Consider the following 20,809-nt stretch of genomic DNA (forward strand, 5'->3'; position numbering starts at 1 on the left):
GGGAAGGCACTTTACGCGCCCTCCCTCGATTCATTAAAAGCGGTATTTAGCACCCACTTTTACGGTGCGACCTAGCGGGGTATGCGTCACCGCATCGTAGTTAATTTCAGTTCGTGCGAAGGGAGGATCTTCATCCGTCAGGTTATCAATAACGCCTGTTAGGGTGAGCGCGTCATTGACATCCCAACGATACGTCACGTTATGAGTGACGATTGAATCGATTTTCTGCCCCTCGGGGAAATTGGTGAAATCAACCGACGCTCTTTGGTCTTCATAGCTATCTACAAATTGAGCAGACCAGCGGATATTTTGAGAACCAAACGCGTAGTTTAGGAATACATTTCCTCTCCAAGCAGGTAGTGGAAATAGCGTGGTTTGCGCGTTGAATTGACCAACTCCATCAAAACCTTGCTCAAAAACGACACCATCCACAATAAGATCTTCTGTTTCGAAGTGAAGAATACGAGTTGCCGATAACCCTAAACTCAGCGCACCCGATGCAACGTCATCCCAGGTATAGCTACCTTGGATGTCAATACCATCATTCATACGACCCGCGCCATTGATACTGGAACGCGTGACTTTTGTAATATTGGTATTCACATCACCACATGGACCACTCAACTCAACGTACGAGAGGAATGCCGGATCACACACCGCAACACCCGCCACAATGCCAGAAATGGGTTCCGCGGTAATCACTTTATCGAGATCAAAACGCCAGTAATCGATGTTGAGGTCAAAGTTTTCACCAGCAAACATGACACCTACGTTGTAGTTGGTCGACTCTTCCGGTACCAAATCGGGGTTACCTGTCGTCACAACTGGCGTGCTATTGCCGTTAACAAACTGGAAGCCAGTAGCACCATTAGGACTCAATGTTGTCTGTGGTACGCCTCTAAAAGTTGTACCAGCGGAAAAACGAAAGGCCATCCAATCCGTTGCTTGTATTCGCAAGCGAAGGCTAGGGTCAAAACTATCGCCGCCGATATTTCCATAATCTTCATAACGCGCCGCGAGCTGCAAATTAACTGCATCGGTGATAGGTAACTGCATTTCGCCAAACACGGCTTTCACTTCTCGATCATACTCGTAGGGAGTATAGGTCGCCAAGAAAATCCAAGGGCTTGCACCGCGCTGCTCTGGAGGACACGAGGTATCACCGTAAACAGGGCACGGATTTACCAGCTGATTATTAAAATCGGAGTAATCAGCCTCGTCGGTTTCATGTCGATACTGCATACCGGCCGCCCAATCAACAGCACCACCGGCGAGCTCAACACCTAAGTCACCCGTTAACAAGAAATTGAACTCAACATTTTCACCTTTAGTGGTAGAAGCATGTTGATCCATCAACCAATCGACAAGCTCTGGTGAGTTGGCGAGTGTTTCATCGTAGTATGGGTTTTCTAGACCGAGAACTGGGTTACTTGGATAGGCCGAAGAAAATGGGTTGAAATATTCACAACCATTAGCGCCCGCTGTGACGTTATCACAATCGAATCCACCAAAACCATTTAATGCAGCGACTAGACGATCAATCCGCATATCCCACTCTTTACGCTCGCTTTCTGCGGAAGAGTAAGTCAAAGAAGTTCTGTAGCTCAGAGTATCTGTGAGGTCACCCGTTAATTCTGTAGACAAACGGAATTGATCTCTCTCGTACGCTGTATACGCCTCTTCATAACCAAATAGAGGATTACCGCCAGAGAAAAATGGTCGCCAATTATTTAAGATCCCAAGTGCAGGGAGAAAACCAAAGTTGTTATAAACACCTTGCGCGACAAGATCTTGGAGCCCGGGATTTGACGCAGGAATCAAATAGTACGGATTCAGTGCAGAGCCTGAAGGTACTGAGTTAGCCGTCGTATAGCCAGGCGTTGTATTCGCATGAGGAACATCGGTGTAGGCGTATAGCGCCTCAACATGCAAACGAGTGGATTCTGTTAGGTCCAAATTGTATCCAGCAAACCACTGATAAGAATCTTGCTCTTCAACAAAATTATCCCAGATAGTGTATTGGGTTCGACAAGTGGAACCATTTGGATCAGGTAAAGCGCCCGTTGTTAAAACGCCTCCCACATCCTCACATGCAGGATCAACAAAATTGTTACCTACAAATGCGCCAAAAGAAGTACCTCTAAACGAACCGGGATTCGCACCAGAACCCCAACCACCTTCTGGGTTTGTGGTGTAAGGCTGAATACCCCAATCACGATCGATAATGGCCAGCTGGGAGCGGTGATAGTAATTCAATGAAGTGAAAAAATCGGAATTGTCTGAAACCATTCCCCAAGTTAAGCCAATATTGTAGTCGCCATCGGAGTCAGGAATAGACCGGTAATCGACTGAGGCTTCGAAACCTTCAACGCCTTCTTTGGTGATGTAGTTTACAACCCCACCAATAGCATCTGAACCATAGGTAACAGCGCCACCGTCTTTAAGCACCTCAACGCGAGCAATTGCATTGGTTGGAAGCCGGTTCGCATCACCCGAAGACAATCGCTTGCCGTTGAGCAAAACCAACGTCCGAGTTGCACCCAATCCACGGAGGTTAATCGACGCCGTACCTTGTGCAGCTTGACCTCTACCGCCCGTAAACTGGTTGCTCTCACCCACAATGCCGTTCATATAGGAAAGGTTTTTAAGCATTTCAAGCGGAGGAGGTGCCCCTTGCTTGTCTAGTTCTTCAGCAGAGATCGTATCAACAGGAATGGTGGAGTCCTCTGGAGTGCCCTTAATCAAAGAACCCGTTACGACGATTTCTTCCATTGTATTATCTTGGGCAGTCACATACTGCGCCCCCCCAATTAGGGCCGCTAACGCCGTGATACGCCCTAAGTTAAAAGTAGATTTGTACACCTCTTTCCTCCCACTTCTATTTGTATTATTAAGGATTTGCATTACAAAATTTTATGCGCAAGAAACCACACCACCTCAAATGAAGCAGCCAAACCAAAACCGTTCTTGAAAAAACGAAAAATTAGAATTTTTATTTAGTCGATAGCGCGATAGAACTTCTTTGTATTTTTATTACCAACGTAAACCAATCACTTAGCGCTGCGAATAACCCGTCCATCGCTATAAAGACGGAGAATTCGGTTGGTGTAGATGTAGTGTTTTTATTATTAAATTATTGCTTTGAAACAAAATTACGTACCAATAAAAAGTGGTTGTCACCCAAATCATTATTGACCGTACGTTCATCATACATACCACTCATACTTTAAACAATCTGCCTCGGTCTGCAAAAGTGAAATGAAGTGTAAAAAAAGAAAGAGAAAATATTAGCGAGAAATACTTTTCCAAATAATTCCAGAGAGTTGGTGGAAACAAGGAAAATGCTACAGAAAAACCATTTCCCCTCCTTACGATAAAGACTGAAGAAAGAAGGCAAATAAAAAAGGCCACGCGACGCACCTCTAGGGTTTGTCGAGTGGCCCTTAAACTAAAGACACCGCTTTTAGCTAATTATTTCTCTCGTTCTTGCTTACGAGCGCCCGCTAAAATACCTTCCATTGCATAATTACCTTCATGACACGCATATTCATAGATAGGTCCTTCCGTAGCATGAAAACTGAGTTCCGCGGTCCATGGCTGAGAATATAAATTGTCATCCTCAACGGTAAATTGATAGAACACTTCAGAATCCGAGTAACGACTAAAACGTTCTATAAAACGACCTTCGGGAGAAATCGCGACGCGGCTTTGCGACATTTGAAGAGGGTTTAGGTTAGTGGTTTCAACCACTAAGGTATCACCTTCGTACCACGCCACTGAGTCACCCAACCAGGGCTTGAGAGGCTCAGGCCTGTGATTCGCTTGCGCCTCCTCTTTTGACGCAAAAATCGGTGCTACGCGGACATCGTGATTCATTTCGACGAGAATCATAAAATGGCTTTCAGTGTGTACAAACTGGTAATTACTGTTGTACAACGTACCCATCATGCCTGGGCCACCCGTATTGCCAAAGCCAATTAAACAGCGCTCTGCGATTGGCAATGCCTCTGGGTCAGAGTTTCCGCCGATTCCGGTGACATACCTTGATCCGAAGTTAGCGCGACCAATATCAACCTTCGGCTCTTTAAGGGCCGGGATCTGCCCGTTCTCGGGTTCAACTATGAAGGATGATCGAAACTCTCCCTTGACGAGCGCTAAAGACGACCCTGGATCTGTCCAGAATGAATCGTAGCCTCGAACACCAAAATCTCGACCACCCTTGGGCGGCGCGCCTAGATTAGGGTCTACAACATCGGCATCATCTGCATCATCTGGAGATAACCCCGCGATGCTGGTGCCGGCGATCTGAGCGGCGGCCTCCTCTGGGCTTAACACTAGCTTGTCAACGCCTGCAGGCCGAGTAAGCCTCGTTAAAGATATGTTTGTCCAAGTCCCGGTAAGGTCAAAAGGCTGAGAGACTGCCTTACCAGGTTGAGTGTCCTGGGTGCTACAAGCAACCAGGGACGCCCCAAAGGTCACAAACAGCGTAGCTCTCGCCAGCGGTTTTATGATCATCATTAGACTGTCATTGTTTCTCATGGACATCTCCAAAAATAGTTTGCACTTCAACCAATAGGTTAGGATTTCAATGATGGGTTATTGTACCCACAAGTTTCAACAAACATGAATAACACTCAACGGTAAAACGAATGGCGGGTTGAAATTCAAAATTTCGAACATATCTTATCTACATCACTACTGGCGCAGGTTTGCGGATGCACACGCTCCTAGAGCAATACTCTTTTGCATTGTTTTCTTTACCTTTTATTACAGCTTTGATCGGCTGGATAACAAATTTCATTGCAATCAAAATGCTTTTTCACCCGCGTCGCCCGGTTAAGGTGTTGGGTTATACGGTTCAGGGGATTCTACCGAGAAGGCAACCTGACATCGCAACGCAACTAGGCGTCATCGTAGCGACGGACCTGCTATCATCCAATGACCTAAGCCTTCAACTGACCAACGATAAAAGCCGGAAGATTTATGAGGCATTTATTGACAATCATACTGAAAGATTTATACGAGAAAAGCTGGGAAAAGCCGTACCTGTATCCAATTTTCTTCTTCGCTCGCGCACACTGACCAAATTAAAAGCTACCTTCGCCGACGAACTAATGGTTCAACTACCTGAACTGGTTGAAAAGCTCACGCAAAGCAACAGTGGGGCATTGGATGTGCGAACACTCGTCGAAGATCGAGTGAAAAGCTTTTCTACTGACCGATTGGAAAAGATGCTTTACGATATTCTTGCAAAAGAGTTCCGCTTTATCGAACTACTCGGCGCCGTTCTGGGTTTTATAATAGGCTCGTTGCAACTGCTTTTTATTATCTTAGCGGCATAACGAGATAGCTGGCCTATTCATCGTTCCTTTTTAGGTCCGTAGACTCTACAGGTTTTACTAAATAACTCGAGATCACCTGTTCTAGTTGTTTGAAATCAATGGGTTTCGCAATGTGCCCATCCATACCCGCCTCCCGGCTTTTATCAACATGCTCGCGCATCGCATGGGCCGTCAACGCTAAAATAGTTACGGGTGATAAACTATGTTCCGTTTCGAATGTACGAATCAATCGCGTGCATTGATACCCATCCATCTCAGGCATCTCACAGTCCATAAGAACTAAAGCCGTTTCTTCGTGATGTGCATGGTAGTATTCAATGGCCTCTTTACCTGAATTAAGAATAACAGGCTCAATCGACAGTTTCTTGAGTAGCCCACGTATGACTAACTGATTCACCTCATTGTCTTCAACGACTACAACCCGCCCCTGGAGTTTAGTTTTTGCAACAGGCGGATCGTTGAGTTCAATTGGTTTTGAAATCCCCTCATACTGATCGGTATTTGCAATTTTTGATGGTAACGTAAACCAAAATTCAGTCCCCTCCCCCACAGTGCTGTTAACACCAATATCCCCCCCCATTAATAGCACTAATTTCTGGCTTATAGTAAGCCCTAAACCTGTACCACCATATTTTCGGGTAGTGCTTTCATCGGCTTGCTCAAAAGCATCAAACAATCGCTCGAGGCGATCGTGCTCTATACCGATACCGGTATCGCAAATAGAAAAACGTAATAACAAATCATCGACAAGGCCTAACCTTTCCGACCTCTGTAAATCGCCAACCAACGATACGCTAACGTTAATTTTTCCGTCGTGTGTAAACTTCACTGCATTCCCTAGCAAATTGATGAGCACCTGCTGAAGTCTATTCTCGTCACCAACCACCACCTCAGGAACATTTTCATCTAGCTCAAAGGTCAATGAAATATTCTTGCGTTGCGCTTCATATGCAAATAAAGATAAACATTGATCCAAAATTTTTGACAATTGAATAGGTAACGATTCGAGTGATATTTTTCCAGCTTCTAGTTTCGAAAGATCAAGGATCTCGTTAATGACTGATAACAATCCCTGACCAGAACGACGAATAACCGCCAAATAATCAGTTTGGAATTTGTTCAATTCGGTGTCACTAAGAAGTTCTGCCATGCCTAGAATTCCATTCATAGGTGTTCGTATCTCGTGACTCATTGTCGCAAGAAATCGAGACTTTGCTCTATTCTCTGCAGACGCTTCTATCTCAGATTTCTTGGCTTGCATACGGAGCTTACGCTCTGTATTGATACGATTTCCCAATGCTAAAGATAAAAACAGCATCTGCAAAAGAATACCAATTTGCACCGCCCGATCTGTCCAGCTATTTGCAGAAATGATATTGGTTCTCGCAGCGACCCAAATTAAGGCTCCCACAAAAAATGCAGTCCAGGCAATAAGGTAATACTTCGCGGGGGATTCAAAGTCTCGACGCAAGGCATAGATTGCGACAAAAATACAAATACCAAAATTCAATGGAATCGTTGACATCGTAAGGCTTATCAGCGGAGCATATTGAAAATCAGCAACAGCACTTAACCACAACACAAGATAAAACAAGACCCAAGCGTTAACCAGCCAGCGTATAGCGTAGGGCATGCAATACGTTTTTAGAAACAACATAGTGAAAACTATGGTAATCAATTGATTAAACGCAAAAAGCACTTTTAGGAAATAAATGGTCGCCGCGGCATGTTCTGGCCACAACCATTGACCTGCCCAGCCTTCAAACACGGCACCACTCATTCCCATGGCTAAAACCCAAAAGACGTACCCCAAAAAGGCTCCATCTCGAACGGTAACAAAGAGCAGAAAGTTGTAAAAAGCGAATAGAAGAGTTGAGCCAATAAAGACGCCGAAAAACACGCTTTCAAGAATGTCGTGCTGCCAAAATGACCTATCCTCCCAAACCCGGATGGGTACAACGAGTCCTGCGTCGGATGTCACGCGCATAACCACTTCAACCCGATCATCGTCAACCACCCCCAAGGGAATAATGTTATGACGGTGATTGATCGGTTTATTGGTGAGGGGTCTAGATAATCCAAGCGCGTAGTGCTTTATTGCGTTTCCATTAACACTCGGTGATCTACTCGTTTCTTCAATCACCCAAATATCTAATGTTTCGTATAACGAGCTACTGACGACAAGTTGCTGAGGCCGGCCCAAACCACCACTTACAGTAAACTTGAGCCACCATGCTGAGGCTGTAAACCCTCGGTTAAACGTTTCCTGGTCAGCTGGCAGCCAGCCTGTTGAGCGCAGGACATCATTGAATTGCAATGTTAATGAGGGGTCTTCTAGAAATTGAATACCTCCTGTGATTTGCGCACTTGGGAGACTATCGGCTGACTGTAGGTCGTTTGCCATCACACACAGTGGTACCATTGCACTTATTAGGAGCGCAATACCAAACGCAAAACCCTTTTTAGCTAACCCAAGGTGTTCAGCCATCTACAGGCTCTCACATAATATCCTCTGTACCATTAATAAATAGTAGCTTAGAAATAACTGTTGTGAGCACGCGATTAAAACATCCCAGCGCGCTATAGAGTGTGAACGCCGCTCTTAAAAGCGGTGCTGATATATTCAGATCTAGCAGTCTGCACCAAGGAAGCTAGATAAAGTAATTAACCGTCATTTGCTTAACCATATTCGTCAAGAAATCGGGCTTCAAACAGCCTCCATAAAAATTGTTGCTTTATAGCCTAGAGCACTGCTAGTTTCTCACTATAAAAAGCTTAAGATACAACAGAATCTAAACCACCTTAGCCGACTCAACCAAAAGGAATAAGCAATGCGATTCATGCACCTGGGGTTTTACTGCTTGGTAGCACTATTGACGAGCGCATGTACCAACAATAATACAGAGTCCACCTTAATAGATCGCATTTCTGTACTAGAAAAAAGAATATCGAGCCAGGAAGATATCGAAGCCATTCGTCGTATCGCTTACGCATACGGCTATTTTATGGATAACGGACTAATTCCTGAGGTTATCGACTTATTTTCTGAGAACACAGAGTACTGTGAAATTTCTGGCTACGGGCTCTATCGTGAGCGCAGCGGCTGCGAAAAAATTTGGCGAGACATTCTCGCACCAGCTCTCAGCAATGATGCAGGAGAACACCGTTTTGGGGTACTGGTTAAGCACTATTTAGTCAAAGATATAATAACCATTAAAGACAGTGGAGACCTGGCCGAAGCAAGATTCGATTACATCGGGTTTTCAGGTTTTTTTAATGTCCCAAACAGAAGCTACAACCAGTTAGGGATCTATCGCATGGGGTTCATTAAAGAGGAAGGCCGCTGGAAAATAAACCGCTTCAATTTGTCATTCGATACAAGTAATTTCAATGACAACGACTGGGGCGTATCACCCAGTATTCGCTGTCCACGACAAGGGGCTCCCACTCCCGATGAGCCACATTTGTTCTACCACCCATTTCCCGAGTCAGGCACCGTGCCGTTTCACTTCAAACACCCTGTCACTAACAAAGACATTCCTGCCCGCGTAAACCCTCAACGCTATTGGCAAGGAAATACCCCTGAAGAATTCGGTGGAGAGTGTGGAAAGCGAAGCGAATAAGCACTTATATTATCTGAGTTTAATTCGCAGAAGGGTCTGCTTCTGTAACCGGGTTAAATCATGTTTAGATCAGAAGACTGTATAGTAATCTAGAAAAACTGAATATCGTCTTTTTTCACAATGGTCGCTTCCGCTTGCTCAGCCACGACGATTTCCTTTTCTAGCTTGGACAGCAAATCGATGACCTCGACGCTAGCATTCTCCATCCGGCGTAAGTGCGCAACTTTTTCCTCTGCTTCGTCGTTGACATGGGCATTCAACGCTGCAATACCATAGTGATGTACATCTTTGTGATGCGATTCGAGAGATTTATAAGACGACAATTTGCGATAGTGATCATAGCCATCGCCCTCGTAATACCACTTACCCAACCTGCAACTCGTGTGATCCGCGAATGAATCTATCGACTTGTCCGACAATCCCCAGAGAATTTTATAGACTTCCGTTTTCCAAATGACATGGTCAAGCTTTACTGTTTGAATAAAACTACTAACCGACGCGTGATTAATAACTTGGCTCATGCGCCCCGACATATCAGAGATTACCCCAATAACATCGTTCACTTGTTGCGTGTTGTTTGAAAGCTCCGATGTACTTGTTTCACACTCAACAATTTTTTTCGCAACTCCACGAGTATCAGCCACAATCTTATTAACTAGCGCGGTAATTTCTGTCGATGAGTCTCCGGTCCGCTTAGCAAGCGTACGAACCTCATCGGCAACCACAGCAAACCCCCGGCCTGATTCACCAGCTCTTGCAGCTTCAATCGCCGCATTAAGCGCTAATAGGTTAGTTTGAGCCGCGATATTCTGGATCTCTTGTACTAACCCTTCGATTTTTTCACTAACACTACTCAACCCATCTACAGCCACCCGCGACTCTTGCGTTTGAACGCCTATTTGCTTAAGGCGATCGATGGTGTTTAGTAACAGTACTTGAATCTGCTCAAAGCCAGAGTAAGACTCGGCCAACTGATTTTTCTGGTTGCGCATATCTTGCGCAGAGTTAGCGGTTGTATTGCGAATATCTTCTAACGTATCGGCCGATTGGACCCAAATGTCCCTAAGGGTTTCATTTAACGCATGCTCTCGAACTAAAGAATCTTTCTGAAAGTCAGCAACTTCTTTAATTTTTTTGAACAGCGCAAGCTCCCACATGCAGTCCCCGCTGGAACCAGCCCCGTCAACCGCCTCACTTAGAGACGCCTCAACCGTAGTCTCCTTGGGTTTTCCAAACCAACGAACTAAAAAATTTGCCATACATCCCTGCCTAAAGAACCTACTGTCCTATATAAGCATAGACGGCTTTATATGAACCTGTAGTCAACGACCACTCTATTGGCAGATCAACTTTATCCATTAAAACAAAAGGTTAGGAAGACTCGATTTGCAAGGTTGTTCACACTCGCTACAGGTCACGCCGAAGTCCCTAGGTAGTGCTTTGATTACGGTTAGCAAAGTCACGAGATTCAGCATCAACTAAAATGCCACACATAAAAAAGGCCGCTACATCTCTGTAGCGGCCAACAAGGTTGGTTAAGCCCTGTACCAGCGACCTTTTTGCATCCTAAGAAGCTCCGGGAAGCTTCTCAAAGGATCTGATTGTCTCCGACGCACGGCCATCTGAAAAGCTAGCCCTACAACGGAGTTACGAATATTCATTAAATACCTTTAAGCGTCTTTTCGAGCTCTAACGGCTTAACAACACTGTGTAAATAGCGCTACCTATCAATAGCTTCATCGTATTTCACCCAACTCAGGGCTAGCCATGATTACATTTCGGTCTACAGTGAGTGTAATTTTCTACTGCGTAAACGGTTGGCAACACGCTACTTAAGATAAAAACCACAGATCCACATTTATAATGTAATGAGTGAATTTTTCTCGTCAATCAATATAAAGTGATTTAATACTAACTGAAATTTTCACGAGCCAATCAATTAACCAATAGATAAACAGACTTGCACTAAGGCGCTATGCTTCCGCGTTATTATTATACGACTACACTCTATATTTGAGCGTCAGAATAGCTAAGCGTGGTTGGTATCGCAGCACAATATATTATCAATATTATTATTCTAATCGTTCTTGATCTTTCTAGGTTTTCTATATGCCGAATTCAACTTCTCTGAATCAACGTAAACTCTTCAATCTTTTAAACTTGGTGTTGATAAACCTCGGCCATTAGGCCGAGGTTTTCAAGTACCGAAATACTCGACGTGATTAGTCAACTAACCAACGGTTGATGTACTCACGTTGGAAACGACCAGGATCACCACCAGTACCAGAGTTTGGTGCAAAGTGACTACCTGAACCAGATTCTTGAGTGTAACGACCGCTAGGAGAGTTCGCACGGCAGTTAGAAGCATTGAATGGATACGCAGGTGCCAAAGTATCACCACTAGTGAAGATACATACAACGTCAGTACCAGATGATACTGGTCCGTCAATGCGCACGGTGTAAACAGTGTCTGGTTGAACTGCGATTACACAGTCAGCGCCAGCACGACGTGCAGCGTTGAAAGAACCGCCACCACCTTGTGAGTGACCAGAAGTACACACTTTAGGATTTGAGGCAGCTTCAGAGCGACGTTTTGCTTGTTCAATGACACTTGCTACATCGCGACCTGAACCAGATTGGCTAGTGCTCGCCGCAGCAACGATGATGCATTGCTCTGCAGCAGCTTCTAACATGCCGTCGTAAGAACCGATAGTTCCACCAGTACCGTTACCCCAACCCATGATGTTAAGGTTGCTTTGGCCGCGTGGGATGAACAAGGTTCCGCCAGATACGCGTACTTCGTCAATGGTGCCACAACCGGTACTACCACCGCCGCCACCGCTAGCTAGCGCAGCGCCAGACATTACAACACCAGATAATACTAGAGCAGACGCAGCTGCTAATTTTACTAATTTCATAAGTGACCTCTATTGTTATCCTTATTTATTGTATTGATTTAAACCAACAACACTTTTGTAGCGCCGCCTTACTTATTAGCTAGTGGAAGCGTTCACAAAAGGTGGAAGGATTCTAGGGGGCGACCTTATTGGACGGCTATTACAACAGCGACCAGTTTTGAACCACTAATGACGATTGGGTATCAACATGGTGCACTTGTGCCAATATGTACAAATCTAAAACTTATATCGAAATTTCTGTTTACAATTAAAAACAATGACGACGTTTCGATCGCTTTATTAAAAAAATAGTTGTTCGCAACCCTTAACATTTTTCTTTTAATTATTTACCTCGATTATTTGCATCTTTTAGCACTTTTAAAAAATTAGGTTTACGCTGTAAACGAATTTCGATTTTCAACTGACCAAATTTTTATTAATTGTTATGCATTAATGACACTTATCACAACCTTTTTAGCTGGCATAGAAACTCATAAGAAAATAAATATTTTCCAGTATCATAACCCACTAAAATCAAGTTCTATCAATTGCAACCAAGCATTCAACACAAACAATAAGTCGCGTTGACAACGAAAATAAAAATCTAGAAATGTTTTCTACCTTTAATGTGCGAAAAAAAGCCCTGTTGTATTGATACCGCCGCGTTAGGAAAACGACTAATTTCCATAAAAAAACCGCCACACTCAAGTGCAGCGGTTTTCGTCAATAAGAGTGAAATCAAGTTAACGCTGAGGTACCCGTCATCGCCCAATACATTTTGGCATGTTCACCCGCTAGGACATCTTTTCGATTTCAACAAGCTCAACTTCAAAAATCAAAACCGCCTGAGGCTCAACGTAGTCGCCAGAGCCCTCTTCTCCATAAGCCAGATCCGCGGGAATATAGATTTCAAACTTATCCCCTTCTGACATTAATTGGATGGCTTCTGCCCAACCGGGAATGAGCTTTCTCACTTTACTACTGAATAGCTCATTTCGATCATAAGTACTATCGAACTTGGTTCCATCAACCAGTGTCGCTCGATAATGCACATTGACAATATCTTCAGGGGTTGGTTTATAACCGCCGTCCCCACGGTGAATGACTTTGTACTGCAAACCACTTTCCGTCACGATCACGCCGTCTTTCTTAACGTTTTTCGCCAGAAATGCTGCACCTTCCTTTTTATTTTTCTTACTTGCAATAGCCCGTTCAGCAGCCTTTTTCTTCTCTCGCGCTGCTTGATGCTCAGAAACCGTTGCCATCACCTCATCGGGAGACATCTTTGCCTCGCCAGCAATTGCATCGCGTAGCGCACTGGCTAAAACATCAATATTCAAGTTGATGTCCGCTTTCTTAAAGTTTTCTCCAAGCTGGACACCATAGGCATAACTAAAGCGATCATCGAGAGTTTGGAGGCCATGAGCCGATTCTTCAGCCCCCTTAGGCTCTCCAATGCTCTCAGAGTGGGCTTTATCACTATAGGCACCAACACATGCTGTACTTAACATAACTGTCGCCAAGACAGATACATACTTCTTCATATCACATCCTCTCTGCAATCCAATCGAGCCAATCTATACAATTATTGTTATAAAAGGAGCTTCGACTTTTACTATGCCTTAGGGCTAAATTCAAAAGTAGCGTTAACTCTCCAAGGGCTTTTATAAATATTGTGAAGTTTGTGTAGGATTCCAACGAACGTAATAAGTTGCAATTCACGTCCATTATCCAAGCCGAGGTAATCGTAGATGACTCTTTTTGGTATTTTTATATGATTTGGCCATCTTGCCGAAAACAAACCCAACAACTGTAAAACCTAAATCTATAAAGACAAAAAACCCCAACCCAGTAGGTTGAGGTTTTTTCTAGAACGCTAGATCAGCGGACGATTAACGCATCCAAAGATCGATGTACTCGCGTTGGATTTCACCTGGATCACCACCAGTACCTGAGTTTGGCGCAAAGTGAGTACCAGACCCCATTTCCATAGTGTAACGACCACGTGGAGAGTTATCTTCACAGTTGCTGTCGTTGAATGGGTAAGCTGGCGCTAGAGTATCACCAGAAGTGAAAATACATACTACATCGGTGTCGCTGGCAACAGGGCGATAGATAGAAACCGTGTAAACAGTATCTGGTTGAACCGCGATGATGCAGTCAGCACCTAGACGGTTTGCAGCGTTGAAAGAACCACCGCCACCTTGAGAGTGACCAGAAGTACAGATTTTTGGATTTGATCCCACGATGTTCGCGTAACGACTGCGTGCTTCGTTAACCGCTTCTTCAACGTCTGCACCACTACCTGACTGGCTAGTCTCTGCAGCAGCAACTAATACGCAGTGCTCTGCAGCTGCTTCTAGCATGCCATCGTATGAACCAACAGTACCGCCAGTTCCGTTACCCCAGCCTAGGATGTTGTAGGTGCCTGGGCCGCCGCTTGGTACGAAAAATGTAGTATCAGAACCGAAAGGGGACACTTCGGTAACACTACAGTTGCTGCTGCCGCCACCGCCACCGCTGGCTAAAGCGCCTGCAGATAATGCAACACCAGAAACAACAACGGCAGAGGTTACTGCCAATTTTGCAAATTTAGCTACGTTCATATATGACCTCTATTTTATCGTTATATATTATTGATTTTAACCAACCACCTTCCGACAGCCCTATATTTATTATGTGAGGACTGTTAACAAAAGGTGGAACGATTCTATGGATCAGAATTTAAGCCGGCTATTACAAGATCAACCAGTTTTGATTTGGGGGGGTATGTTTGGTATCAAAACCACACATTAGTGCCAGTTTATACAAATATGAAATTCATAATGGATGCCGAATCCAGCGTAAAAAATCATATCAAATATTCACTGCATGCTAACAAGATAAAAAATTGTGACTCGCGCCATGTTTTCTCGCGGCGCAACATTACCGAATTACGAAATCATTTCTCCCAACTAATTACGCCAGTTTTCTTTCGGTTCAATCGGTACATTTATGATTGTTTTAATAAACTTGAAGCCCCTCTTGTTAGATAGAAAACATTTATTTTCCATGTTCTCTCGCCGATTTGGTCATTCTCACGATATCAGTCAATGAAATTGCAGGAATGTGGTTTTCCTGCCGCTTTATGAGAGCCAAACGAATACTACGCGTCAACAAGGCCATTATCGGTGCCTCTTGTTCTGATAGGATATGACAGTAGAACCGCTATAGATAGGCAAGGAGACTTAACTAAAACATCCGAACTTGTCACCATCAGGGGGAACGAAGGGTCTTAATCTGGCACACATCCCCTCTGAGTCATTTTCACTCTTAACTACAGCCTTGTTGTAAAGCATCAGCCATATGAGTACCCCGCCACTCAAAGAGAAATTTATCCCCCTTTACAGTATCGGATATGCCACAAAGCCTATTGACCTTTTTATAACCCAATTGAAAGCCCTTAACATTGACGTTATGGTCGATATCCGTTCCGTACCATTCAGTAAAGTGTTTCATGACTACCATCAGGGCAACTTAAAACTCACTTTAAAACGCCATAGCATCGCTTATGTTTACCTTGGTGAAGAGTTGGGACCTCGCACCAAGGACCTAGCACACTACAACGACGCAGGGCAGGTCCAATTCAAGCGCTTAATGACATCTACGCTATTTAAAGCGGGACTAAAGCGGCTGTTCAGAGGCTTAGATAAAGGTTTCTCCATCGCACTATGTTGCGCGGAGAAAGACGCCGCTACCTGTCACCGAAGCCTGTTAGTTGGGAAAGCACTGCGCTCACAGTACGGTATCGACCTACAGCATATTGACCATAAGGGTACTATCGAATTTCAGACTCAACTCGAGCGACGCCTGCTAGCCCTGACCAATACGCCTGTCGATATGATCACTAGCGAGGACGAAGCAACGGAAATCGCCTACCAACGTCAATGTGAGGCCTATGCCTACAGACGCCCCGGTCGCTAGACACTATAAAATGAGAGCTAGCTCCAGCTTTGATCATTCAAAAGTGGGCTAAATCACAGAATTCGCTTTCGCGGCCTAACCAGGAAAAGCTCCTCCTTTATACTGATTAATCAGCGATTGAATACTTCAAGGGCCTGATCCATGGTTCGCCACAACAAAATTCCCACACCAGCGCGACGGCTAGATATCGCCGCGCTACTGATACTGACGTCGTTATTGTTCTTCACCAAACTGGCCTATGCCGAACCGGAGGAGCAAGCCTCTCAAACTCTCACGGTGATTGATCCCTATGCCGAAGTGCGAACAGGCCCAGGGAGAGGCTATCCCGTGTTCTACGCGGTAGAACAAGGCGAAAAAATTAAAGTGCTAACACAACGCCCCGGCTGGTTTGAGGTTCGTACGGCAAACGGCAATCGAGGCTGGACCAGCACAGCGGAACTATCACGGACTATGCAAGCCTCCGGTGAGCCCGCTGACCTACCTTCTGTAAGCTATGGCGATTACCTTCAACGAAGCTGGCGAGCGGGACTAAAAGCAGGCCAGTTTATTGATGGTGAGCTCGATAGTGTCGAAACCTTCAGTGCTATCGTCGGCTACCGTATTCTTAGTTGGCTCGAGGCTGAGATCGAAGTTGGCAAGTTTTACGGTCAAGATATTCGTGGCAGCCTCTACGGTGCCAACGCACTTATTGAACCATTTAGTCAGTGGCAAGTATCTCCGTTTATCTCCGTGGGCACCGGCATTATGGACATTAGTTCACAGCCAAAGCTGGCGCCATTAACTATCGACGAATCAGGCTACAACACCTATAGCCTGGGCGCCCATTATTATGTTGGGCGAAATTTTCTCGTCAAAGGCGAGTACCGCTGGTTCGTAATTGATACCGATTTTGATACAGAACGAGTAGACGCATGGACAATTGGATTCAACGCATTTTTCTAGGTAGCGCACTGCTTGGATTACCGCTAACGGTATGCGCCCAAGAAGAAGAGACACATTCGGGTAGTTCCATCGACATTGAGCGGGAAGTCTTCGAGCTGGGCGCTTTCGTTGGTATTATTAATATTGGTGATTTTAGTAGTGAACTGGCTTACGGTATTACGGGCGAATTTCAAGCCAGCGAAGACTTCTTTTTGCAATATAACTTTTTACAGACAGATGTTGACTTGTCGTCGTTTGAACTAAGCCAAACGCCATATTTTACGGGCGATGACCGTACGTATCGTCATTATGACTTACTGGTGGGCTATAAAGTCTTTCACGGCGAAATGTATCCCAGTAAAGGGAAAGCCAATTTATCTTCACTTTATATTGTCGGTGGTGTAGGTGACACACAATTCGGCGACGAAGAACGTTTCACCTACACATTGGGTGTGGGTTATCAAATCGCGCTTTCCCGCAATTACAAGTTCCGTGCTGACTATCGTCATTACTTCTATGATTCGAGCATTATCCAGACCGAAGAAAAAACGCGACAAAGTGGATTCTTTTCCGTTGGGCTTAATTACTTATTTTAAAAAATAAAGTAGCCCACTGGCGAATACACCTAAGAAAAAACTAGAACAAGGCATTAACCCCAATTTTAAATTCGGTGTTAAGCGTTTGTTTATCGTCTCCGATAAAGTCTCGTTTAAACAGATGTTCACGGAAGTCGATACTGCCGGTCAGCCAGTCGGTTAACACCACGCGATAGCTAAGACCGAATGCTAAGCCCCATGAATCATTAGCAGCAAAGTTAACATGGTCTGGCCCCGCCAAGACATAGAGGCCTGTTTGATACTTCTTTTTTGCGCCAAAGAATGACCTTCCTGGGAATAACTTAAACCCTCCCAAGACACCATAATATTCAAAATCTCTGTCCGCTGAAGCAAGGAATCCTGGGTCACCTTCAAATGATGCTTTGTCAATGGATGCTTTCCCATAATTTGCCAACAACATCCAACGTTCATTGAGATGGTAGGCAAATTCAAGCCCCAGCACAGCCTCGCTACCAAAGTCTTCAACTGACAACACACCAGTATATGCCCCCAGCTCAAACCGTTCCGTATCTATCGCGGCAACGTCAGCCGCCGTTGTCTGGTCATCCGGTTCTATTATTCTTACAGTATTTTGGGCCAACACTCGGCTAGGAACCAACAACACAAGCAAACTGCAGACGCAGAGGAATTTAATACCACGTGCATTCATCATAATGACTTCTCTTTCAACCTTGTCAAATCTTCTCTTCACTATTAAACAACTATACAACGCATCGGAAAGCACGTCCGGTTGCAGCGACAACAAACAGTGTGACAGCAGTCACAGGAAATAACGCCAAAACAATTGTCGCGAATTTCAATATAACCTTTTGTTTGCACCGATAGATTGGCGTCACTGACGCTGTCTCACTATCGAAGGTTTTATGATTTTTATGCGCTAGTGCATTCTCAGATTGTGAATTGGCGCTAATCGTTATTTATAAACTCACTTATAGTTATCTACGAATAACGCTTCTGGGACTCCGGAAAATTGCTACGAGAACAAAAAAACCATGGAAGTATCAGCATCTCTACAATCGAGCTGTCAGCTCGACCAGCAACGTGCCGCTGCCATTTTTGCGGCCGCAGCCAATATCGTTGCGCGCTTGATACTGTCGAGCATTCTGCTCATTTTCAGCACGCCGACTCTAGCGCAGACAACCTCTAGCACCTCATCAACTGAAAGCAATGTCAATTTCGCTGAAAAGAAACTCCAATCAAGTGGAGATCGAGCCTTGGCTGAAATTCGTGCACTGTCAAACGATATTCAACAACTCAAAACCCAAGTAGTAGTGCTCAATAAAGATTTACGCAACATGGAGGAACAACTGCTTTATCCGTCGAGCACGAAATACACGGTCTTCGTATCGATTGCATCAGGACATTTTTTTGACCTAGAAGGCATTAAGTTCAAGCTTGACGGTGAATTTGTGGCCTCTCACATCTATTCAGAAAAACAACGTAACGCCCTAGTTCGTGGTGGCGTTCACCGTCTTTATATAACCAATCTCAGTGAAGGAAAACATACTGCAACGGTATTCTTTACGGGCATTGGTTCTAACCAACGCGATTACAAGCGCGCGGTATCCCTTGATTTCGACAAGGGAAAAACCAGCGAGTATCTCGAAATTGCTATCAGCGATGATGGCGCCAATCAAGAACCAATCTTCGAGCTAAAGCAGCGGTAGTAATAATGAAGACTTACCGAAGTAAGACAGGAAAGAAGTCTCTGCTGCCAGCGCAACCCAGCAATGCCGTGGTGACTGTATTCTTCGCATCGCTCATAGCATTTTCAGGGCAAGTTTTTCCAGCGTCTCAGTCAAGCAACCACATCCAAACTCGTGATGATCTAGAATATGGCACCATTCTATTTAATTACTATCAGCAAGACTATTTTAACGCACTGATTGAATACGAATACGTAGCGGACAAAGAAAATAAGCGCGCGAATAGTGACCGTGGGCAATTACTCAAGGGTGGCATGGCACTATCGTACGGCTTGAGTGACGTATCGGAGAGTTTATTTAACGCCTTATTGGTTAGACAAACTGAAGAAGATGTACGAAATCGCGCCTGGTACTACCTCGCGAAGCTTTTCTACGCTCACTCTCGAGATAAAGATGCTCACGACGCACTGGAAAAAATACATGGCGCTGTACCAGCGGATCTTCATCTTGACTACCATTATCTCGCGACACTGGTAAGCAACGATGCGAACCATTTGGAATCTATCAGCCAGGCTGTTGACAACATACCAACATACTCACCTCAACACCCTTACTTATTATTTAATTTAGGCATCTCGTATCTACGTGGCGGCAACCGTGCAGCGGCGGAAGCAAATTTGCAAGCCGTAGTCGCAGCAGCAGATGATTCGGAAGAACTGCAAGTATTGTCAGACCGCGCACGACACGGTTTAGCTCAGCTGGCTATTGAAGATCAACAACTTCTGAAGGCCTGGGGTTATCTACAAAATATTCGCACCACCGGGTTATATTCTAACCGGGCGTTGCTGGCTTATGCGTGGGCGGCGGTTCGTCAACAACAATACCAAATCGCTCTTCCAGCGTTGCAGCTACTTAATGAGCGTTCAATATCTATTCCGGAAGTACAAGAAGGCAAGGTTTTACTAGGCCACCTGTATGAACAGCAAGACTCGATGAATCGAGCGCTTAAAAGTCATATCACAGCGGAAAAACAGTTTTTACAAGGCATTCAGCAAGTAGCTGAAGCGCGTCGAATTATCGACATGCGCGACGTCCCTCACGAGTTTATCGCCAATCTTGACGCCATTGTCGATGACACCGACTGGTACGGCACAAAACCTTCGGTTGACTACCAAAAGCTTACGCCTTTTCTAATTGACTTAATGGCGAGCAACCCGTTCAACCAAGTACTCCATGAGTTAGCAGACCTTTATGCTATACGCGACAACCTCACTCATTGGTCGAATCAAGCCGAGCAACATGCACTTATTCTTGCTGCGGCTGAATCAAAAATGTTTGATGAATCCATGAAACATCTACTTCAAGAAAGCGAAACGCTTCACTCTAGATTGACACAACAGAAAGATGATTTAGATCTTATACAGCTCACGCTAGATACAAGCGACCAAGAGCGCTTTGAGTCTCTTTTAGACAACAGTGGTAAGGAGCTTGCGCTACTCACAGACAAGTTGAATTCACTACGCAAGCAAAGTGAGCCCTATCGTCAACCTGATAGTTATCCAGAGATGGTCGAACTCAACCACAAACGAATTCATGAAAAACTTCAGGTGACTCAACGGTATATCGCCAAACTTGAACCTGTAATGCGCAATTTAGTTAAGGTTGAGCTCGATAAGCACGAAGAGCGTATGCGCTATTACTTAGCACAGAGTCGATTAGCGAAAGCGCGTTTATACGACACTGCTTTGATTAACCTCAATAACGTCCGCCGTCCAGTACGCCAAGATGGAGACTAATGGC

Annotated in this window: 15 protein-coding genes; 7 read left to right on the forward strand and 8 right to left on the reverse strand. The window is 44.7% G+C overall.

What is annotated here, in order from left to right; all coding sequences use genetic code 11:
- Positions 1–33: 33 nt before the first annotated feature.
- Entirely contained in the window at positions 34–2,862 is a 2,829-nt protein-coding gene (locus ACZ5NB_RS13435; protein WP_460234445.1) for a TonB-dependent receptor domain-containing protein, read from the reverse strand.
- A gap of 609 nt (positions 2,863–3,471) precedes the next feature.
- The gene (locus ACZ5NB_RS13440; protein WP_460234446.1) at positions 3,472–4,539 is read right to left on the reverse strand and encodes a hypothetical protein; all 1,068 of its coding nucleotides are present in this window, start codon (positions 4,537–4,539) and stop codon (positions 3,472–3,474) included.
- Between the two features lie 176 nt (positions 4,540–4,715).
- On the opposite strand from ACZ5NB_RS13440, the gene ACZ5NB_RS13445 reads away from it, so the two are divergent.
- A complete protein-coding gene (locus tag ACZ5NB_RS13445; protein WP_460234447.1) occupies positions 4,716–5,342 on the forward strand; it encodes a DUF445 domain-containing protein in 627 nt (208 codons plus the stop codon).
- Positions 5,343–5,355: 13 nt separating this feature from the next.
- Here ACZ5NB_RS13445 and ACZ5NB_RS13450 read toward each other — a convergent pair whose 3' ends face one another.
- Positions 5,356–7,830 carry a hybrid sensor histidine kinase/response regulator gene (locus ACZ5NB_RS13450; RefSeq protein ID WP_460234448.1) on the reverse strand — a complete coding sequence of 825 codons (2,475 nt, stop codon included), beginning with the start codon at positions 7,828–7,830 and terminating at the stop codon, positions 5,356–5,358.
- A 343-nt stretch (positions 7,831–8,173) separates the two neighbouring features.
- On the opposite strand from ACZ5NB_RS13450, the gene ACZ5NB_RS13455 reads away from it, so the two are divergent.
- Complete coding sequence (locus ACZ5NB_RS13455) at positions 8,174–8,965, forward strand: nuclear transport factor 2 family protein (RefSeq protein WP_460234449.1); 792 nt, start codon at positions 8,174–8,176, stop codon at positions 8,963–8,965.
- Positions 8,966–9,054: 89 nt separating this feature from the next.
- On the opposite strand, the gene ACZ5NB_RS13460 is transcribed toward ACZ5NB_RS13455, so the two are convergent.
- The 4 genes from ACZ5NB_RS13460 to ACZ5NB_RS13475 form a co-directional block, all read right to left on the reverse strand.
- Complete coding sequence (locus ACZ5NB_RS13460; RefSeq protein WP_460234450.1) at positions 9,055–10,224, reverse strand: methyl-accepting chemotaxis protein; 1,170 nt, start codon at positions 10,222–10,224, stop codon at positions 9,055–9,057.
- A 963-nt stretch (positions 10,225–11,187) separates the two neighbouring features.
- Complete coding sequence (locus ACZ5NB_RS13465) at positions 11,188–11,883, reverse strand: hypothetical protein (protein WP_460234451.1); 696 nt, start codon at positions 11,881–11,883, stop codon at positions 11,188–11,190.
- Between the two features lie 773 nt (positions 11,884–12,656).
- Positions 12,657–13,406: an FKBP-type peptidyl-prolyl cis-trans isomerase N-terminal domain-containing protein gene (locus ACZ5NB_RS13470; protein WP_460234452.1), complete on the reverse strand. Its 750-nt coding sequence runs from the start codon at positions 13,404–13,406 to the stop codon at positions 12,657–12,659.
- A 348-nt stretch (positions 13,407–13,754) separates the two neighbouring features.
- Positions 13,755–14,468 (reverse strand): hypothetical protein, encoded by a 714-nt coding sequence (locus ACZ5NB_RS13475; protein WP_460234453.1) that lies wholly within the window; start codon positions 14,466–14,468, stop codon positions 13,755–13,757.
- A 739-nt stretch (positions 14,469–15,207) separates the two neighbouring features.
- Between ACZ5NB_RS13475 and ACZ5NB_RS13480 the strand changes: the two genes are divergently transcribed.
- From ACZ5NB_RS13480 to ACZ5NB_RS13490, 3 genes are all read left to right on the forward strand, one after another.
- Complete coding sequence (locus tag ACZ5NB_RS13480) at positions 15,208–15,825, forward strand: DUF488 domain-containing protein (protein WP_460234454.1); 618 nt, start codon at positions 15,208–15,210, stop codon at positions 15,823–15,825.
- 141 nt (positions 15,826–15,966) lie between these two features.
- Positions 15,967–16,767 carry an SH3 domain-containing protein gene (locus ACZ5NB_RS13485; protein ID WP_460234456.1) on the forward strand — a complete coding sequence of 267 codons (801 nt, stop codon included), beginning with the start codon at positions 15,967–15,969 and terminating at the stop codon, positions 16,765–16,767.
- Positions 16,737–17,342, forward strand: a complete 606-nt coding sequence (locus ACZ5NB_RS13490) for an outer membrane beta-barrel domain-containing protein (protein WP_460234457.1) — start codon at positions 16,737–16,739, stop codon at positions 17,340–17,342. The genes ACZ5NB_RS13485 and ACZ5NB_RS13490 overlap by 31 nt, the downstream gene beginning before the upstream one ends.
- A 40-nt stretch (positions 17,343–17,382) precedes the next feature.
- On the opposite strand, the gene ACZ5NB_RS13495 is transcribed toward ACZ5NB_RS13490, so the two are convergent.
- A complete protein-coding gene (locus tag ACZ5NB_RS13495) occupies positions 17,383–18,015 on the reverse strand; it encodes an outer membrane beta-barrel domain-containing protein (protein WP_460234458.1) in 633 nt (210 codons plus the stop codon).
- 340 nt (positions 18,016–18,355) lie between these two features.
- On the opposite strand from ACZ5NB_RS13495, the gene ACZ5NB_RS13500 reads away from it, so the two are divergent.
- Positions 18,356–19,030, forward strand: a complete 675-nt coding sequence (locus ACZ5NB_RS13500; protein WP_460234459.1) for an AraC family transcriptional regulator — start codon at positions 18,356–18,358, stop codon at positions 19,028–19,030.
- Positions 19,031–19,035: 5 nt separating this feature from the next.
- Entirely contained in the window at positions 19,036–20,805 is a 1,770-nt protein-coding gene (locus tag ACZ5NB_RS13505; protein ID WP_460234461.1) for a tetratricopeptide repeat protein, read from the forward strand.
- The last annotated feature ends 4 nt before the right edge of the window (positions 20,806–20,809 follow it).

This window comes from Aurantivibrio plasticivorans, from assembly GCF_055392955.1.

What these genes read in the sequence shown, in the direction of transcription:
- ACZ5NB_RS13485 (WP_460234456.1), top strand. Translation starts at nt 15,967, where the DNA reads ATGGTTCGCCACAACAAAATTCCCACACCAGCGCGACGGCTAGATATC.
- ACZ5NB_RS13450 (WP_460234448.1), bottom strand. Translation starts at nt 7,830, where the DNA reads ATGGCTGAACACCTTGGGTTAGCTAAAAAGGGTTTTGCGTTTGGTATT.
- ACZ5NB_RS13445 (WP_460234447.1), top strand. Translation starts at nt 4,716, where the DNA reads ATGCACACGCTCCTAGAGCAATACTCTTTTGCATTGTTTTCTTTACCT.
- ACZ5NB_RS13465 (WP_460234451.1), bottom strand. Translation starts at nt 11,883, where the DNA reads ATGAAATTAGTAAAATTAGCAGCTGCGTCTGCTCTAGTATTATCTGGT.
- ACZ5NB_RS13460 (WP_460234450.1), bottom strand. Translation starts at nt 10,224, where the DNA reads ATGGCAAATTTTTTAGTTCGTTGGTTTGGAAAACCCAAGGAGACTACG.
- ACZ5NB_RS13470 (WP_460234452.1), bottom strand. Translation starts at nt 13,406, where the DNA reads ATGAAGAAGTATGTATCTGTCTTGGCGACAGTTATGTTAAGTACAGCA.
- ACZ5NB_RS13455 (WP_460234449.1), top strand. Translation starts at nt 8,174, where the DNA reads ATGCGATTCATGCACCTGGGGTTTTACTGCTTGGTAGCACTATTGACG.
- ACZ5NB_RS13480 (WP_460234454.1), top strand. Translation starts at nt 15,208, where the DNA reads ATGAGTACCCCGCCACTCAAAGAGAAATTTATCCCCCTTTACAGTATC.
- ACZ5NB_RS13500 (WP_460234459.1), top strand. Translation starts at nt 18,356, where the DNA reads ATGGAAGTATCAGCATCTCTACAATCGAGCTGTCAGCTCGACCAGCAA.
- ACZ5NB_RS13495 (WP_460234458.1), bottom strand. Translation starts at nt 18,015, where the DNA reads ATGATGAATGCACGTGGTATTAAATTCCTCTGCGTCTGCAGTTTGCTT.
- ACZ5NB_RS13440 (WP_460234446.1), bottom strand. Translation starts at nt 4,539, where the DNA reads ATGAGAAACAATGACAGTCTAATGATGATCATAAAACCGCTGGCGAGA.
- ACZ5NB_RS13490 (WP_460234457.1), top strand. Translation starts at nt 16,737, where the DNA reads ATGGACAATTGGATTCAACGCATTTTTCTAGGTAGCGCACTGCTTGGA.
- ACZ5NB_RS13475 (WP_460234453.1), bottom strand. Translation starts at nt 14,468, where the DNA reads ATGAACGTAGCTAAATTTGCAAAATTGGCAGTAACCTCTGCCGTTGTT.
- ACZ5NB_RS13505 (WP_460234461.1), top strand. Translation starts at nt 19,036, where the DNA reads ATGAAGACTTACCGAAGTAAGACAGGAAAGAAGTCTCTGCTGCCAGCG.